The sequence below is a fragment of the Burkholderia sp. AcTa6-5 genome (genome assembly GCF_017815075.1).
GTDB classification, from domain to species: domain Bacteria; phylum Pseudomonadota; class Gammaproteobacteria; order Burkholderiales; family Burkholderiaceae; genus Burkholderia; species Burkholderia sola.
Genome location: NZ_JAGIQE010000005.1, coordinates 283,301 through 298,676, shown reverse-complemented (window position 1 = coordinate 298,676; position 15,376 = coordinate 283,301). Strand labels below are relative to the sequence as shown.

The 15,376-nt window shown below is 65.7% G+C and carries 18 protein-coding genes; 13 read left to right on the top strand and 5 right to left on the bottom strand.

All coding sequences use genetic code 11. The features are described from left to right. Window positions 1-293 precede the first annotated feature (293 nt). From J8I33_RS09795 to J8I33_RS09785, 3 genes are read left to right on the top strand one after another with little or no spacing between them, the layout of a single operon-like run. Window positions 294-1,337: a LacI family DNA-binding transcriptional regulator gene (locus J8I33_RS09795; protein ID WP_050015470.1), complete on the top strand. Its 1,044-nt coding sequence runs from the start codon at window positions 294-296 to the stop codon at window positions 1,335-1,337. A 55-nt stretch (window positions 1,338-1,392) separates the two neighbouring features. Then, on the top strand, window positions 1,393-2,181 hold the full coding sequence (locus tag J8I33_RS09790; protein WP_124556892.1) for a YhfC family glutamic-type intramembrane protease: 789 nt from the start codon (window positions 1,393-1,395) through the stop codon (window positions 2,179-2,181). Between the two features lie 13 nt (window positions 2,182-2,194). Next, window positions 2,195-2,557 (top strand): DUF3022 domain-containing protein, encoded by a 363-nt coding sequence (locus J8I33_RS09785; protein ID WP_050015466.1) that lies wholly within the window; start codon window positions 2,195-2,197, stop codon window positions 2,555-2,557. 35 nt (window positions 2,558-2,592) lie between these two features. Here J8I33_RS09785 and J8I33_RS09780 read toward each other — a convergent pair whose 3' ends face one another. Together J8I33_RS09780 and J8I33_RS09775 are read right to left on the bottom strand one after the other, a co-directional pair. Beyond that, window positions 2,593-3,024: a PGDYG domain-containing protein gene (locus J8I33_RS09780; RefSeq protein ID WP_050015464.1), complete on the bottom strand. Its 432-nt coding sequence runs from the start codon at window positions 3,022-3,024 to the stop codon at window positions 2,593-2,595. Between the two features lie 133 nt (window positions 3,025-3,157). Continuing rightward, on the bottom strand, window positions 3,158-3,709 hold the full coding sequence (locus J8I33_RS09775) for a Spy/CpxP family protein refolding chaperone (protein WP_209935061.1): 552 nt from the start codon (window positions 3,707-3,709) through the stop codon (window positions 3,158-3,160). 247 nt (window positions 3,710-3,956) lie between these two features. Here J8I33_RS09775 and J8I33_RS09770 point away from each other — a divergent pair, with 247 nt between their 5' ends. Beyond that, window positions 3,957-4,421: an Lrp/AsnC family transcriptional regulator gene (locus J8I33_RS09770; RefSeq protein WP_006481526.1), complete on the top strand. Its 465-nt coding sequence runs from the start codon at window positions 3,957-3,959 to the stop codon at window positions 4,419-4,421. A gap of 490 nt (window positions 4,422-4,911) precedes the next feature. Further along, entirely contained in the window at window positions 4,912-6,012 is a 1,101-nt protein-coding gene (locus J8I33_RS09765) for a saccharopine dehydrogenase C-terminal domain-containing protein (RefSeq protein WP_034181371.1), read from the top strand. A 121-nt stretch (window positions 6,013-6,133) separates the two neighbouring features. On the opposite strand, the gene J8I33_RS09760 is transcribed toward J8I33_RS09765, so the two are convergent. After that, window positions 6,134-6,751, bottom strand: a complete 618-nt coding sequence (locus tag J8I33_RS09760; protein ID WP_050015459.1) for an ATP-binding protein — start codon at window positions 6,749-6,751, stop codon at window positions 6,134-6,136. Beyond that, window positions 6,748-6,894: a cytochrome bd-I oxidase subunit CydX gene (cydX, locus tag J8I33_RS09755; protein ID WP_063772904.1), complete on the bottom strand. Its 147-nt coding sequence runs from the start codon at window positions 6,892-6,894 to the stop codon at window positions 6,748-6,750. Before cydX ends, J8I33_RS09760 begins: the two co-directional genes overlap by 4 nt. A gap of 200 nt (window positions 6,895-7,094) precedes the next feature. Here cydX and corA point away from each other — a divergent pair, with 200 nt between their 5' ends. Beyond that, window positions 7,095-8,072 (top strand): magnesium/cobalt transporter CorA, encoded by a 978-nt coding sequence (gene corA / locus J8I33_RS09750; protein ID WP_050015565.1) that lies wholly within the window; start codon window positions 7,095-7,097, stop codon window positions 8,070-8,072. 40 nt (window positions 8,073-8,112) lie between these two features. On the opposite strand, the gene J8I33_RS09745 is transcribed toward corA, so the two are convergent. Further along, entirely contained in the window at window positions 8,113-8,406 is a 294-nt protein-coding gene (locus J8I33_RS09745; protein WP_050015457.1) for a YciI-like protein, read from the bottom strand. A gap of 457 nt (window positions 8,407-8,863) precedes the next feature. Between J8I33_RS09745 and J8I33_RS09740 the strand changes: the two genes are divergently transcribed. The 7 genes from J8I33_RS09740 (at window position 8,864) to J8I33_RS09710 (ending at window position 15,024) form a co-directional block, all read left to right on the top strand. Then, window positions 8,864-9,352, top strand: a complete 489-nt coding sequence (locus J8I33_RS09740; protein ID WP_050015455.1) for a YbaK/EbsC family protein — start codon at window positions 8,864-8,866, stop codon at window positions 9,350-9,352. A 931-nt stretch (window positions 9,353-10,283) separates the two neighbouring features. Further along, window positions 10,284-10,985: an energy transducer TonB gene (locus tag J8I33_RS09735; RefSeq protein WP_209935054.1), complete on the top strand. Its 702-nt coding sequence runs from the start codon at window positions 10,284-10,286 to the stop codon at window positions 10,983-10,985. Between the two features lie 86 nt (window positions 10,986-11,071). Further along, a complete protein-coding gene (locus J8I33_RS09730) occupies window positions 11,072-11,977 on the top strand; it encodes a MotA/TolQ/ExbB proton channel family protein (protein ID WP_209928529.1) in 906 nt (301 codons plus the stop codon). Between the two features lie 20 nt (window positions 11,978-11,997). Then, the gene (locus J8I33_RS09725) at window positions 11,998-12,420 is read left to right on the top strand and encodes a biopolymer transporter ExbD (RefSeq protein ID WP_069620776.1); all 423 of its coding nucleotides are present in this window, start codon (window positions 11,998-12,000) and stop codon (window positions 12,418-12,420) included. An 81-nt stretch (window positions 12,421-12,501) separates the two neighbouring features. Continuing rightward, on the top strand, window positions 12,502-12,933 hold the full coding sequence (locus tag J8I33_RS09720) for a biopolymer transporter ExbD (protein WP_050015447.1): 432 nt from the start codon (window positions 12,502-12,504) through the stop codon (window positions 12,931-12,933). Window positions 12,934-12,949: 16 nt separating this feature from the next. Beyond that, on the top strand, window positions 12,950-14,140 hold the full coding sequence (locus J8I33_RS09715) for a tetratricopeptide repeat protein (protein WP_209928535.1): 1,191 nt from the start codon (window positions 12,950-12,952) through the stop codon (window positions 14,138-14,140). 308 nt (window positions 14,141-14,448) lie between these two features. Further along, complete coding sequence (locus J8I33_RS09710; protein ID WP_050015443.1) at window positions 14,449-15,024, top strand: cupin domain-containing protein; 576 nt, start codon at window positions 14,449-14,451, stop codon at window positions 15,022-15,024. Window positions 15,025-15,376 lie beyond the last annotated feature (352 nt).

The following is a 15,376-nucleotide window of genomic DNA, read 5'->3' as shown; positions in this document are numbered from 1 at the left end:
CATTAGAGTCGATGATCTTGGTGCGAGAGGGCTGGCTGCGTTATGATCGCCCGCGCTCGTCGTATCGACGGCCGGCCACGCGGCCGGCGGTGTCGCGCGACGGGCATCCGCGCCAGGTCCGGTGCGGCCGACTGCCGTAGCACGCTGCTGGCGGGCGCGGCTCGACAGCGCACCGGGCCAGCGCAGGCGCCCACGCGCCACGACAGGGGAGGCCGCCGGTTGGCTTACGTTTCCAACAACAATGGTCCGTCTGCTCACGAAGCGGCGCGGATCGTACGTCGCGAGGCACGACAGTGACCGATTCGCAACCTTCCACGACGCGTCCGGCGACGATCAGCGACGTCGCGCGCGAGGCCGGCACGGGCAAGACCAGCGTTTCGCGCTATCTGAACGGCGAGACGCATGTGCTGTCCGTCGATCTGCGCCAGCGGATCGAGGCGGCCATCGCGCGGCTCAACTACCGGCCGAACCAGATGGCGCGCGGGCTCAAGCGCGGCCGTAACCGGCTGCTCGGCATGCTCGCCGCCGACCTGACCAATCCTTATACCGTCGAAGTGCTGCAGGGCGTCGAGGCCGCGTGCCATGCGCTCGGCTACATGCCGCTCATCTGTCACGCGGCGAACGAAGTCGAGATGGAGCGCCGCTTCCTGCAACTGCTCACGACTTACCGCGTCGAAGGGCTGATCGTCAACGCGCTCGGCGCCGACGAAGACGTGCTGCGCCCGCTGCGCGGCGCAGGCATTCCGGCCGTGCTCGTCGACCGCACGGTCGAGGGCTTCGAGGCCGACCTGATCGGCCTCGACAATACCGACGCGATCGAGACGGCGCTCGCGCACCTGGTCGAACACGGCTTCGACGCGATCCATTTCGTCGTGCAGCCGTTCGAGCGGGTCAGCTCGCGGCGCGTGCGCGAGACCGCGTTCCGCGCGGCGCTGGCGGCGCGCGGGTTGCCGGTGCCGCCGACGATCGTGCTCGACCTGAACGAACCCGACGCGGCCGCGGCGGCGCTCGCCGACGTCGATGCCCGCCTCGACGATGCGGCCCGGCGCGGCGTGCGCGCCGCACTGTTCGCCGCGAATGCACCGGTCGCGCTGGCGATCGCGCGCCATCTGCGCGCGCGTTTCGGCGCCGCGTGGCAGCAGCAGGCGGCGCTGCTGTCGATCGACGATCCGGAATGGGCCGAGCTGATCGGCATCACGACGATCCGTCAGCCGACCTACGAAATCGGCTACAAGGCCGTCGAATTCGTGCACGAGCGGATCGACGGCGCGGCGGGCGACGTGCGCGTCGCGATGCTGCCCGGCGAGCTGATCGCGCGCGCGTCGACCGCAAGCTGAGTATCATTCGGGGCACGCGGCGCGTCAGGTGCGCTGCCCCGAACCAAGGAAATACATGACTGTCGCTCCCGTCACGCTGGCGGCGCTGATCGCCGCCACGCTGATCATCGCGCTGCTGCCGCTCGTCCTTTACCGCATCCTGCGCAAGCCGCTTGCGCTCAACCGCCGCGACACGATCGTCGGCGTCGCCGTCTTCACGTTGTTCGCGATGATTCTCGAGCGCGCGTTCCACGGTCTCGTGCTGAGCCACACGCCCGAGGACGGCTGGCTGACGCAGCCGCTCGCATTCGTCGCATACGGCGCGCTCGCGACCGCCGTATTCGAGGAAGTCGGCCGCTATCTCGGGATGCGTTTTCTGGAGCGCCGCTACGGCGCATCGGCCGGCGACGGTCGCGGGATCGGCTACGGGATCGGTCACGGCGGGGCCGAAGCGTGGTTCGTCGGCGTGCTCGTGTGGGGCCAGTGGTCGTATCTCGCGTGGCTCGCGAGCCGCGGCCAGCTCGAGACGCAGCTGGCCGACCTGCCGGTGGACACCGTGGTGCGGCTGCACATGATGCTCGCGACGCTGTCGGCCCAGTCGATCCTGCTGTTGCTGCTCGAACGCTGCGCGGCATTCGCGGCGCAACTGGCGCTGTCGGTGCTGGTGTGGCGCGGCGTGCGGGCCGGCCGAATCGCCGTGTTGCCGCTCGCGATCGTGCTGCATGCGCTCGCGGCGACGCCGACGCTGCTGTACCAGGTGCGCGTGCTGCCGGCCGCGTGGGTCGAGGCCGCGTATTTCGTGCTGACCGCGGTGCTGGTGGTCGTGCTGGTGAAGACGTGCCGGCCGTCGCGTGCGGCGGCCTGACGGGAGAGACGGAATGGACGACTACCTGATCGAATGCCAGAGCGCGGAATTCGACGCGCTCGCGCGCGTGATCTGCGATCTGTTTCCGGAGCAGACGCGCTTCGCCGAAAGCAGCGACGCGCGCGGGCGCTTCCTGTCCGTGCACTGGCTGGCGATGCGGTTCGGCGCGACGCCGAAGCGGATGACGCTCGACATCCGGATCGTGCCGGCCGCGCTCGCGCGCTATCTGGCGCTCAAGCCGATGCAGCGCGCGCGCAGCCATGCGGTGCTGCATGCGTATACGGAAGCGATGCTCGGGTCGCTCGAAGAACGGCACGCGGCCGGCGAGGCCGTCGAGCGCGACGCGGAACTCGAGCTCGACGAAGACTTTGCGTGAGCGGTGGCGCCGGCCGCGTGCCGGCGCGTGACGCGTTACGCGTCGCGGTAGACCTGCGCGAAGCGCTGCGCCTGCACGACGCCGTAGTCGCCGGGCGCGTATTGCATCACCCAGTCGCCGGCCACGCCGCGCAGCGTGTCGCCGTTTTCCGAGCGGGCGATCGTAAACGGTTCGTCCATCCGGCGCGCGAGCACGACGGCCGGCCGGTTGCGGTAGGCGCCCGCTGCGCCGTGCGCGAGCGCCGGATCGGCGGGCAGGTATTTGGCGTCGAAGCGCGCGCGCGACACGGCCCAGCGGTCGCCGGTCGAGCCGGTGATCAGCGCGTCGCCCGTCACATAACGGTTCGGGCCTTCGAGGCTCATCAGTTCGCCGTCGGCGTCCGCGAAGGACACGGCGACGGTTTCGTCCTTGACGACACGACGGGCCTGCGGATCGGTACGCAGATCGAGTTGCTTGAGTTCGAGCATGGCGGGGAAGGGCGGGAAAGCGGGAAAAGCCGGGAGCTTATCCCGAATTCGGCGCGCCGTGTGACGCGCCGTCGCCGATCGCGGCGCGGCGCCGTTCGGCCCGAGCGGGCCGGCACGGCACCGGCGGGGCGCGTCAGGGCTGCGCCGGCGCGCTCGCGGCCGGCGCGGCGGCCGCCTTGCCTTCCTTGCCCTTCGTCCTGCCCTTGCCGTGGTGCTCGCCGCCGTGGTGCAGCCAGCTGCGGAAAGTGGTGTCGGCCAGCGCCTTCTGCTCGGCCGGGAAGCTCTCGTAGAGCGGCGCGAACGCGTCGGCGAGCTTCTTCGCGCCGTCGGCATTCGCCTGCGACAGTTCCGCATACTGCTTGATGTCGTCGAGCGCGGACACGTCGTGCTTGGCCATCCGTTCGCTGTAGAGGCGGCCCATCGTGGCGCCGTTGTCGCGCATCGTATCGGCGAACGTCTTCCATTGCGGCTCCTGCGCCGACGTGATCTTCAACTGGTCGTGCAGGTACTTGATGCGCTGCTCGATGCGCGCTTCGTGGCGTGCCGCGCGCTGCTCGGCGCTCGGGGCCGATGCCGCGGCCGTCGTGGCCGGCGCCTGGGCCGGTGCTTGCGGCTGCGCCGGGGTTTGCGCGAATGCGCTGGCTGCAACGACGAGCGTAGCGAGGGTGAGCGAGATTTTCTTCATGGTTGGCTCTCCGGGGTGGTGTCTTGCGAGCGGGCGCGGCGGCCATCGCCGCCGGCGCGCCTCTCGCGTCGTCGTTATTAGTAGCACGTTGCCTGCGGGGCGGCAGTGAATGCGACACTTGCTTACATCCGATACGAATCGAAATCGACGGTTCGAATCCGGGCCATGCCGGTTGGGCGCGCCGGCGTTCGGCGCTATCATCGCGTCACTTTCCACTCCGCCGGCACGTGCGTGCCGGCCCAGCGTCATGCGTCCACCCCGCCTCGATCAACTCGACGATCTCGACCGGCAGCTCGTCGCGCTGCTGCAAGCCGATGCGCGCGCGAGCGTCGCGGATCTCGCGCGCCAGCTCGACGTGGCGCGCACGACGGTCGTCGCGCGCATCGCGCGGCTCGAACGCACCAACGTGATCGCCGGGTACAGCGTGCGGCTCGGGCAGGACGTGCTCGATGCGAGCATTTATGCGTACGTCGGCATCATCCTCACGCCGAAGTTCGGCAAGGACGTATTGCGCAAGCTCGACCGGATGCCGGAAGTCCAGCTGCTGTGCGCGGTGAGCGGCGAGTACGACTACGTCGCCTGGCTACGCGCCGATTCGCCCGAACGGCTCAACGATCTGCTCGACCAGATCGGCACGCTCGAAGGCGTCGAGCGCACGACGACGTCGATCATCCTGTCGCGCAAGATCGATCGCGGGACGATCGGCGGCTGACTTGTTGCTGCACGCGGCGCCGTGCATGACGGCGCGCGTGCATGCACCGCGCAGGGAGCGGTGCATCACAGGTGCTCGGCTTGACGACGGGTACGTCTCCGCTCGCATTCGTATTGGCGTTCGTCGTACTTCATGATCGACACGGATGACCGCGGTCGTCCCTTCGCGCATCTCTCCCGAATCTCCTTTCGTATTCCGCTTTGACCGGCGTGTTGCATCTTGACGCACGGTCAGTGCGTGCGTCCGATGTCACGCGGTGTGTCCTCGTTTTCGTCCTCGCAATGCGCAACCGCCAACGGCCGGTTTGCGGCAGTGCCTCTACGCGATTTTTAGATGAATTGGTCGTTTAGACGAAATGTATCGTCATAACGTCGAAACTACAGGTCGTTTCGCATCATTCTTCGTCTTGGAACTGATTTTGAGCGTCCCTACACTGTGTCCATGGCTCAACGCCGTCCACAACACCAACCCATCATCAGGAGATAAGCGCATGAAAATCGCCATCGTCGGCGCAGGTCTGATCGGCCACACCATTGCTCACATGCTGCGCGAAACGGGCGACTACGAAGTCGTCGCGTTCGACCGCGACGCGGATGCGCTCGCGAAGCTGTCGCGCGAAGGCATCGCGACGCAACGGGTCGACTCGGCCGACGCGAATGCGATTCGCGAAGCGGTGAAGGGCTTCGATGCGCTCGTCAACGCGCTGCCTTACTACCTCGCTGTCAACGTGGCCGCCGCTGCGAAGGCCGCGGGCGTTCATTACTTCGACCTGACCGAAGACGTGCGCGCCACCCATGCGATCCGCGAACTGGCCGACGGCTCCGACCGCGCGTTCATGCCGCAATGCGGCCTCGCGCCGGGCTTCATCGGCATCGCCGCGCACGAGCTCGTGAACGGCTTCAGCGAAGTGCGCGACGTGAAGATGCGCGTCGGCGCGCTGCCCGAATATCCGACCAACGCGCTGAAGTACAACCTGACGTGGAGCGTCGACGGCCTGATCAACGAATACTGCCAGCCGTGCGAAGCGATCCGCGACGGCCGCAAGCAGTGGGTGCAGCCGCTCGAAGGCCTCGAGCACTTCTCGCTCGACGGCACCGAATACGAAGCGTTCAACACGTCGGGCGGCCTCGGCACGCTGTGCGAGACGCTGTCGGGCAAGGTCGAGACGCTCGACTACAAGTCGGTGCGCTACCCGGGCCACCGCGAACTCGTGCAGTTCCTGCTGGAAGACCTGCGCCTGTCGACCGATCGCGACACGCTGAAGTCGATCATGCGCCGCGCGGTGCCGTCGACGAAGCAGGACGTCGTGCTCGTGTTCGTCACGGTGACGGGCGTGAAGGACGGCCAGCTGGTGCAGGACGTGTTCACGCGCAAGATCTTCGCGAAGGACGTGTGCGGGATGCACATGAGCGCGATCCAGATCACGACGGCCGGCGCGATGTGCGCGGTGCTCGATCTGTTCCGCGAAAAGAAGCTGCCGCAGAGCGGTTTCATCCCGCAGGAAAAGGTGTCGTTGAAGGCGTTCCTGTCGAACCGCTTCGGCAAACTGTACGAAGGCGGCACGATGGAGCGCGTGCACGCGGTCGCCTGACCGTCGTTATCAGACGATTCGCCAGCCCATCTCCGGCACGAGGGCCGTACGACGCCGGGAGCGCAGCAGCGCTTCCGGCGTTGTTTTTTGGGAGAAGCGGGAACGGCGCCGGGCGGCGCGCTCAGGCCGGCAGCGGCGGGACGATCGTCGCCGGTTGCGGCGGCGGCACGATGCGGTGCAGCAGCGCATCGATGTCTGCGTCGGACGGCGCGGTGTTGTCGAACATCACGATGCCGTCGCATTCGCGGCCGGTCGGCACGAAGCGGCGCTGCCGGTATTCGTCCCAATGCGCGAGCTTGTACGCATCGTTCGGATTGGCGCGCGCGACGATCCGCTGGTGCGCGACGTCTTCCGACGTGTGGACCCAGACGACCGTCAGCGTGACGTCGGGCGCGATGCCGAGCCATGCGCGGTCGAGGATGCGCCGGTCGCGCACTTCGCGCGACAGCGGGCCGACGACCAGCGCGCCGATGCCGAGCGCGAGATTTTCACGGGCCGTGTCGAGCAGGCCCTGGTATTCGGGATCGCGAAGATGTTTCAGGTAGAGCGGGCTGTCGCGGTCGTTCGGATCGTCCGTGAGCGCGCCCATCGCGGCCGCGCTGTAGCGGCCGTACAGCGTGTCCTTGTCGAGCAGGCAGAACGCCTCGCCGGTCGCGCGCATCAGCGGCCCGATGAGCCGCTTCGCGAGCGTGGTCTTGCCGGTGCCGGCGTGACCGCAGAAGAACACGAGATGCGTCACGAATACCGGCTCCCCGCCTCCTGGCGCGACGTGTCGCTGCGCTTGTCGCCGCGCGAGAACACTTCCGCTTCCAGCCACATCGCGTTGATGATGCCGAAGCCGAGCGCCACGCCGATGCCGAGTATCCACGAGAAATACCACATAGGTCTGTCTCCTTGACGGTGGGGTCGCACGGTCGTTGTGCATTGCGCAACGCAGGCCCGGCGGACCTGTCGACGTGCCCCGACGCGCGTGCTGCGGCGCACGCAGCACGATCATGACCAATATCGGCGTACCGCGCAAGCCGGTCCGTCCGTGCAGCAAACCGGTAAACTGATGCGCAAACCGCAACATCGTGGACAACATGCTGATCAACTGCGCTGCTTACCAGGACGGCCGCAAGCTGGCCGATATCGACATCGACGCCATCAGCGATTACGTGTCGAAGCCCGAATGCTTCGTATGGGTCGCGCTGAAGGATCCGACGCCCGAGGAAATCGACCTGATGGGCGAGGAATTCGGGTTGCACGAGCTTGCGCTCGAGGACGCCCGCAAGGGACATCAGCGGCCGAAGATCGAGGAATACGGCGATTCGCTGTTCGCGGTGCTGCATACCGTCGAACTCGAGGATGACGGCGAATTCAAGGTCGGCGAACTGAACGTGTTCGTCGGTCCGAATTACGTGCTGTCGATCCGCAACCATACCGAGCACGATTTCCGCGACGTGCGCAAGCGCTGCGAGCGGGAGCCGCATCTGCTGCGGGAGGGGTCGGCGTTTGTGTTCTACGCGTTGATGGACCAGGTCGTCGACCGGTATTTCCCGATCCTCGAAACGCTCGGAGCCGAACTCGAGGAACTCGAGGATCGCATCTTCGCGAAGGCGACGCCTGCGTCGTCGCGCGCGATCATCGAGGATCTCTATTCGCTGAAGCGCCGGCTCGTGCTGCTGTACCAGCACACGGCGCCGCTGATGGAGCCGCTCGCGAAGCTCACCGGCGGGCGCGTGCCGCAGGTCTGCAGCGGGATGGCGGCCTATTTCCGCGATGTGTACGACCATCTGCAGCGGATCGTGAAGACGATCGAAGGGCGCCGCGAGATGGTCGTCACCGCGATCCAGGTCAACCTCGGGATGATTTCGCTCGCGGAGAACGAGGTGACCAAGCGGCTCGGCTCGTTCGCCGCGCTGTTCGCGATACCGACGATGATCGCCGGCATCTACGGGATGAACTTCGCGAACATGCCCGAGCTGCACCTGAAATACGGGTTCTACGGCTGCATCGCGGTGATGGCCATCGCCGATCTCGCGCTGTGGTGGCGCTTCAAGCGGGCAGGGTGGCTGTAGGGCCTGTTCACGCTAATAACGGGCTTGCGCAGGCCCGATTTCACGCGGGACGCGGCGCGTGCTTGCCGACCACGACGCGCCACGGCCGCACGCGCCACGACTTCACGAGGCCGTTCTGCACGTACGGATCGGCGCGCGCGAACGATTCGGCCGCTTCCGGCGAATCGCCTTCGAACACGAGCACGGCCTGATCGGCCGGCTCCGCCAGCGCGCCGGCGAGCACGAGTTCGCCGCGCTCGGTCGCGGCCTGCGCGAGCGCGAGATGCTCCGCACGGAACGCGTCGCGCCGCGACAGGTAATCGTCGACGAGTTCGTAGATCAACTGGTAATGCATGATCGCTCCAGGAGTCGGTTTCCGCCGCGGGAGGGTGGGCGGCCGGCTCAGTATAGGGCACCGGGAAAGCCGTTGGCGACGGGGTTGGCTGGCGTGCCTTGGGGTGCACGCTTCGGAACAATGCGTGCCCACGGGTATCCTGGTGTTCTTCCTAGAATGCAACTAACGGTCTAGTTTCTCGACATCGGCTAATTGCCGGGCGCGACCGCATCTACGTGCGCACTGCCCAAAATCTGTCTGCAGAAGTGAGGGTCTGCGAAACGTATTCCGGGGCCCGATTTCACATGCCGGCGAGGGCGGGCGGCCCGGATGGAAACTGAGGGCGGCGGCTGCCGGGCCGGCTGGACTGGCGTCGCACACGAGCGTTTCCATTGGGCCGAAATGCGACCTATGCTGAACGAATCCGGAGCGAACGCCGTTCGCCCGATTGACCCGATTCGCCCAGACGAGGTGCGCCATGCCGGTCTCAGCCACCCTGCAGGATTGCCTGCGCCAGAAGTCATCGCGGTACGAAGTCGTGTACCACCCCTATAGCCATACGAGCATGGAGACGGCCGCCGCCGCGCATATTCCCGGCGATCGCCTCGCGAAAACCGTGCTCCTCGAGGACGCCGAGGGTTACGTCGCCGCCGTGCTGCCGACGACGCACGCCGTGCGTCTGTCGGATCTCTGGGTGAAGACGGGACGCCATCTCGTGCTCGCCCGCGAGGTCGAATTGCGCGAGTTGTTCAAGGATTGCGACATGGGCGCGCTGCCGCCGGTGTGCATGGCGTACGGGATGAAGACGTTCCTCGAGGAGCACCTCGCGCAGCAGCCGGAAGTCTATTTCGAGGCCGGCGATCATGAGGCGCTGATTCACATGACGCAGGACGAATTCCTGATGCTGATGGAGACGGCCGAGCGCGCGCATTTCTCGCACCGGATGCAGGGGATGATGCTGTCCTGAGCGATGCCGGGCGTTCGTCGAGGAAGGATGCGCGCGGGCATTTTCCACCGGTTCGGTGAGGGGGAGATGCCGGTGCGCGCTGAGGGCGGGGAATGAATTCATGCTGATACGGCGGAGTCCTGAGTCGAAAATTAGATTTGTTGTGCGAATCATTTAATGGAAACCGGACGAGCAGGGAGATCTATTGCTTTTGATTTGGAATCCTTGATATATGATCGATGCGAGCGCCATCCGAGCATCGCCGAGCCGCCGTGGAATCGGCTAGAGCCTGTTCGCGCGGATGCAAGCCCGTTCCCGGCATGCGTGGGCTGTGGCCTCGCACGGTATGCATGCGCGGCAGTGGTTCATCGGCTGCCGTCGCCGGGCGCGCCCACGAAACACATCCGGCAACACGCGCACCGAGCGGGCCAATTCGGTGCGCCGCACTAAACTGGTGATTATTTATGCACAAGTCACTAAATGAGTGCGATACCATACAAATCAATTACTAAATCAATGAAAAATGATTCATGAAGTTTACTAACTCGTTATTCGAGTAATGCCTCCAAACTTTGTATTCGGCTATCAAATAAAGTTTGACGCCTAAATTTTTTCCTTGCTATCTTCTGCACCCAAGACGAACGGCTTGGCTGACATCGGCGTGTAACGAAGATCCAATCGTCATGCGAAAAGTGTGACTATGTCGACGCAGCTGAAAATTGCCTGAATGCGCTGGTTCGGGGTAGACGCCGGATAGGGCGGCTATCCCGTTGCGGTTGAAACGATTCCTTGAAATTGCACAAATCAGGATCCGGATTCGATGCTTTCAATTCGGATTGCCAATTGAATTAAAAATGAAATTTCGGGTTGAGGCGGAGACGGAACCGATCCGGTTCCGGCGCCGGCCATCATCGCGAAACTGGGCGATTCGCTTGGGGGAAGGATAGTGGGCATGAAAGTCGAAGAGCATCTGGTTGCTTCGAACAGCGGACTGGCCACGCTGGGCCGTCCGCGGGAATTCGGCAAGAAGCAGCAGAATCCGGTGCGCCGTTTCGGCGGCATCGCAGTCGTCCTCCTGTTGCATGCAGTGCTGATCTACGCATTGCTCAACGGCCTCGCGACCAAGGTCGTGCAGGTGATCCAGCATCCGATCGAAACCCGCATCATCGAGCCGGTGAAGCCGCCGCCGCCCCCGCCGATGCCGGTCGTCAAGCTTCCGCCGCCGAAGTTCGCGCCGCCGCCGCCGCCGTTCGTGCCGCCGCCCGAAGTGCCGGTGCAGGCGCCCCCGCAGCAGGCGACGATCACGCACCAGTTGGCCCCGGCGCCGTCCGCGCCGGCGGTGCAGGCGCCGGTCATCGCACCGCCCGCGCCGGCCAAGCCGGTCAGTCACGAAGTCGGGGTCGTCTGCCCGAATTCGGACTCGATTCGCGCGTCGATGCAGTACCCGAAGGAAGCGCAGGAAAACAACATCACGGGCGACGTGACGATCGAGTTCGTCGTGGATGCGGAAGGGAACATCACGAACGAACGCGTGGTCCAGTCGGCCGACCCGGTGCTCGATCGTGCGGCCTACAACACCGTGAAGCGCTTCAAATGCGTGGCGCAAGGCCAGGCAGTGCGGGTCCAGGTGCCGTTCTCGTTCAATCTGAATTGATGCAGTGGGCGGTCCGGCGGGAGCCGGACCGGGGAAAACCGGCTTGAACTCAAATCGTAAGTTTAACGAAAGAATTGGAGTGGGGTATGACGAAACGTTCTCTGGCCGCGCTGGCGGCAAGCCTGTTGATGTCCGTCGCTGCGATCGACGGGCTCGTTGCGCCGCAACTCGCTTACGCGCAAGCGAGCGGAGCCACGGCGACATCCGACGCGTCGACACAGGCCGCGGCGTCGACGCAGGCGCCCGCCGCCGCCGAGTCGGCCCCGCCGCCGGCGCCGGCCGCGACCGAAGCGGTCGAGAATCCGTACGGGCTCGGCGCGCTCTGGAAGAACGGCGACTTCGTCGCGCGCTTCGTGCTGATCCTGCTCGTGATCATGTCGATGGGGAGCTGGTACATCATGATCACGAAGTTCGTCGAGCAGTTGCGGGCTAACCGCCGCGCGAAACTCGCCGACGCGCAGCTCTGGAGCGCGGCGTCGCTGGCCGAGGGCGCGAAGCTGCTCGACGAGGCGTCGCCGTTCCGCTTCATCGCCGAAACGGCGATCGAGGCGGGCGAGCATCACGACGAGGCGCTGCTCGAAGCAGTGGACCGCAACACGTGGATCGACGTGTCCGTCGAACGCTCGATCACGAACGTGTCGAACCGCATGCAGGACGGGCTCGCGTTCCTCGCGACGGTCGGCTCGACCGCGCCGTTCGTCGGGCTGTTCGGCACGGTCTGGGGGATCTATCACGCGCTGACGGCGATCGGCATCGCGGGGCAGGCGTCGATCGACAAGGTCGCCGGCCCGGTGGGCGAGGCGCTCATCATGACGGCGATCGGCCTCGCGGTCGCGGTGCCTGCCGTACTCGGCTACAACTTCCTGGTCCGGCGCAACAAGTCGGTGATGGAGCGGGTGCGCAACTTCGGCGCCCAACTGCATACCGTGCTGCTGGCCGGCAGCAAGCGTCCCGCTCGCGTGCCGTCGGCCGCCGCGTCGCTCGTGAACTGACCGGCTGACGGAGGCGCGCGATGGGCATGAACGTCGGGCAGGACGAAAGCGACGAGGTGATCGCGAACATCAACACGACGCCGCTCGTCGACGTGATGCTGGTGTTGCTGATCATCTTCCTGATCACGATTCCGGTCGTCACGCACACGATCCAGCTGCAGTTGCCGAAAGAGGTCGTGCAGCCGCTGCAGACCACGCCGAAGAGCGTCGAGATCGCGGTGAACCGCGACGGCGATTTCTTCTGGGGCGAGCAACGGGTGGACGCGTCGGCGTTGCTCGCGAAGCTGAAGGGGGTGTCGCAGCAGCAGCCGCAGCCGAGCGTGCACGTGCGCGGCGACCAGAACACGCGCTACGAGTTTATCGGCCGGGTCATCACGATGTGCGAGCGAGCGGGTATCGCGAAGGTGTCGTTCATTACGGAACCGCCGGCGCGTGGTGGTTAACGTTGCGTGGGAACGGCATACGCGCCGCTGCCGATCGACGGCGACGCAGCGGATCGGAGCAGGCATCGACAGGAGCAGACGATGGGAATGAACGTGCCTTCGGGCGGGGGCGGCAGCGAGCCGGACGTGATGGTCGACATCAACACCACGCCGCTGATCGACGTGATGCTGGTGCTGCTGATCATGCTGATCATCACGATCCCGATCCAGATGCATTCGGTGAAGATGGACCTGCCGGTGGGCAATCCGCCGCCGCCCGCCACACAGCCGGAAGTCGTGCAGATCGACATCGACTTCGACGGCACGACGACGTGGAACGGTGCGCCGGTGCCGGACCGAGCGGTACTCGAGGCGAAGCTGACGCAGGTCGCGCACGAGCCCGTGCAGGCGGAGATCCATCTGCGGCCGAACAAGCTGGCGCCGTACAAGGACGTGGCGGCCGTACTGGCGTCCGCGCAGCGCGTGGGCGCGACGAAGATCGGCCTGATCGGAAACGAGCAGTTCATGCAATGACGGGACAGGTCGATCGATGAACCAGCGACGATGGAAACGGATGATGGCGCTGACGACGCTCGGTGCGGCCTGCTTGCTCGGCCGGCCGGCGTGGGCGGCCGACGCGTTGCGGCCCGATGTGGCGAAGCCGTTGGCGGCGGCACAGGACCTGTATCGCGCGCACAAGTATCGCGACGCGCTCGGCAAGATCGCGCAGGCGGCCGCCGTGCCCAACCGCACGCCGTATGAAACCTACATGGTTGAAGCGACGCGCGGCGCAGCGGCGATGGCGGCCGGCGATACGGGCGTGGCCGCGCAGGCGTACGAAACCGTGCTGAATTCGGGGCGCCTGTCGGGCGAGGACGAACAGCGGACGACGGCGGCGCTCGCGGGGATCTACTTCCAGCAGAAGAACTATCCGCAGGCGATCCGAATCGCGCAGCGCTACCTGAAGGCGGGCGGCACGGATCCGGAAATGCGTACGCTGCTCACGCAATCGTATTACCTGTCGAACGATTGCGGCCAGGTCGTGAGCCAGTTGAAGGCAAGCGCGGACGCACAGGTGAAGGCCGGCCGCGCGCCCGACGAAGGGCAGTTGCAGATGCTCGCGACCTGCGCGCAAAAGAGCAAGGATGCCGGCGCGTATCGCAGCGCGCTCGCCATGCTGGTGGCTTATCATCCGAGCCCCGCGTACTGGGAGGAAATGGTCTCGGCGATTCGCGGCAGCCCCGGTTACCTGTCGTCGCTCGACCTCGACATCTACCGGCTGCGCAGGGCGACGGGCTCGCTGACGACGGCCGACGCCTATATGGAGATGACGCAGCTCGCGCTGGTGGCGGGCACGCCGGCCGAAGGCCGGCAGGTGATCGACCAGGGTTTCGCATCCGGCGTGCTGGGCAAGAATGCGCAGGCGGACCGCGAGAAACGGCTGCAGGCGCTGGCCGCGAAGCGTGCGCAGTCGGGCGCGGACGCCCCCGATCCGGTGGCGCCGATCGACGTCGGCATGAATCTGGTGTTCGCGGGCCACGCGGCGCAGGGGCTGTCGATGATGGAGCAGGCGATCGCGAAGGGCGGGCTCGAGCATCCCGATGCGGCGCGGCTGCGGCTCGGCGAGGCGTACTACGTGGCGGGCCAGAAGGCGCACGCGGTCCAGGTGCTGCGCACCGTGAAGGGTGCCGACGGATCGGCGGATCTGGCGAAGCTCTGGACGGTCGTCGTGTCGCGGTAAGGCGACGCCGGCGGACGCAGGGGGCAGAGGCGGGATGGGCGCCGTACGGCATACACGTGCCATTGCGGCCATCTGAAGGCAGGGAAGTCTGACTGGACGAGGAAAAATGGGCAGTCTTGTTAATTAGTAAACCGAATGAAATGAGCGAGAATCGCGCGACCACGAATCGGGCATCCCGTTTCGCGCCGCGTGCGACGTGCGCGCGGCGGCGAAGGGCCGTTCAGCCTCGCGTCGCGGCGGCAGCCTCATGGCGTCGGACAAGGCCTGCCGACATTAAACCGATTTCGATTGAGAGGGTCCGTTATTCCATGGTCTTGCCTCCCGATGAATCGGTGCTCGTTGCGGTTTCGCTCGGCAACAAGATCCGCGCGCTTCGGCAGCGGCTGAAACTCACGCTCGACGAAGCGGCCACGACGGCAGGGATCTCGAAGCCATTCCTGTCGCAGGTCGAGCGCGGACGCGCGACGCCGTCGATTACGTCGCTGGTCCGAATCGCTAAGGCGCTCGGTGTGACGATGCAGTACTTCATCGACACGCCGACTGAGGCGCGCTCGGTGTGCCGCGGCGACGCATTGCAGTATTTCCAGTTCGCGAACTCGGCGAGCTCCTTTGCGCGGCTGACGAATCTCGTGGACGGTCGCAAGCTCGACGCGATTCTCGTCAGGATACCGGCGGGGCAGTCGCCGTCTGAAGTGACGACGCATGCCGGGGAGGAGTTTCTCTACGTGATGCGCGGAAGGGTCGTGCTCACGCTGGAGGATTGCACGTTCGTGTTGAGCGCGGGCGACACCGCGCACTACGAGTCGACGCTGCCGCATGCGTGGCACAACACGGCCGACGAAGAGGCGGTGATCGTCTGGGTCGGTACGCCGCGGCTGTTCTAGCGCAGGCGCCAGGTGCTGCACGCCGCGATGCAGGAGAAGTACCCGATCGATGGAAGGCAGCACGCAGTATGGCGCGCGAGCATTTTCGTCGACGGCGGGGCTGGGCTCGCCATCCCTCGAATCGGAAGTGGCAGGAAGCGCGCTCAGGACATGTAGTAAGTAGCACGAATCGAAATATAAAGAGAGGGTGATGCCGAGTGGCACGGGTGCCCTGAGGCCGATCCGTTCGAGTCACGGCAGTCGGAAGAGTGGCTATCGCGGGTTCCGTTAGACGGGCACCCAGGACGCGCAAGGAATTCACAAGGTTCCGGCACGCAGCAGGCGGGGTCTTACTACGAGCGAGAGGGAACAA

Excerpts from the sequence above, each read along its gene's own strand:
- J8I33_RS09790 (WP_124556892.1), top strand. The coding sequence starts at position 1,393 with ATGACTGTCGCTCCCGTCACGCTGGCGGCGCTGATCGCCGCCACGCTG.
- J8I33_RS09785 (WP_050015466.1), top strand. The coding sequence starts at position 2,195 with ATGGACGACTACCTGATCGAATGCCAGAGCGCGGAATTCGACGCGCTC.
- J8I33_RS09780 (WP_050015464.1), bottom strand. The coding sequence starts at position 3,024 with ATGCTCGAACTCAAGCAACTCGATCTGCGTACCGATCCGCAGGCCCGT.
- J8I33_RS09775 (WP_209935061.1), bottom strand. The coding sequence starts at position 3,709 with ATGAAGAAAATCTCGCTCACCCTCGCTACGCTCGTCGTTGCAGCCAGC.
- J8I33_RS09770 (WP_006481526.1), top strand. The coding sequence starts at position 3,957 with ATGCGTCCACCCCGCCTCGATCAACTCGACGATCTCGACCGGCAGCTC.
- J8I33_RS09765 (WP_034181371.1), top strand. The coding sequence starts at position 4,912 with ATGAAAATCGCCATCGTCGGCGCAGGTCTGATCGGCCACACCATTGCT.
- cydX (WP_063772904.1), bottom strand. The coding sequence starts at position 6,894 with ATGTGGTATTTCTCGTGGATACTCGGCATCGGCGTGGCGCTCGGCTTC.
- corA (WP_050015565.1), top strand. The coding sequence starts at position 7,095 with ATGCTGATCAACTGCGCTGCTTACCAGGACGGCCGCAAGCTGGCCGAT.
- J8I33_RS09745 (WP_050015457.1), bottom strand. The coding sequence starts at position 8,406 with ATGCATTACCAGTTGATCTACGAACTCGTCGACGATTACCTGTCGCGG.
- J8I33_RS09740 (WP_050015455.1), top strand. The coding sequence starts at position 8,864 with ATGCCGGTCTCAGCCACCCTGCAGGATTGCCTGCGCCAGAAGTCATCG.
- J8I33_RS09735 (WP_209935054.1), top strand. The coding sequence starts at position 10,284 with ATGAAAGTCGAAGAGCATCTGGTTGCTTCGAACAGCGGACTGGCCACG.
- J8I33_RS09730 (WP_209928529.1), top strand. The coding sequence starts at position 11,072 with ATGACGAAACGTTCTCTGGCCGCGCTGGCGGCAAGCCTGTTGATGTCC.
- J8I33_RS09725 (WP_069620776.1), top strand. The coding sequence starts at position 11,998 with ATGGGCATGAACGTCGGGCAGGACGAAAGCGACGAGGTGATCGCGAAC.
- J8I33_RS09720 (WP_050015447.1), top strand. The coding sequence starts at position 12,502 with ATGGGAATGAACGTGCCTTCGGGCGGGGGCGGCAGCGAGCCGGACGTG.
- J8I33_RS09715 (WP_209928535.1), top strand. The coding sequence starts at position 12,950 with ATGAACCAGCGACGATGGAAACGGATGATGGCGCTGACGACGCTCGGT.
- J8I33_RS09710 (WP_050015443.1), top strand. The coding sequence starts at position 14,449 with ATGGTCTTGCCTCCCGATGAATCGGTGCTCGTTGCGGTTTCGCTCGGC.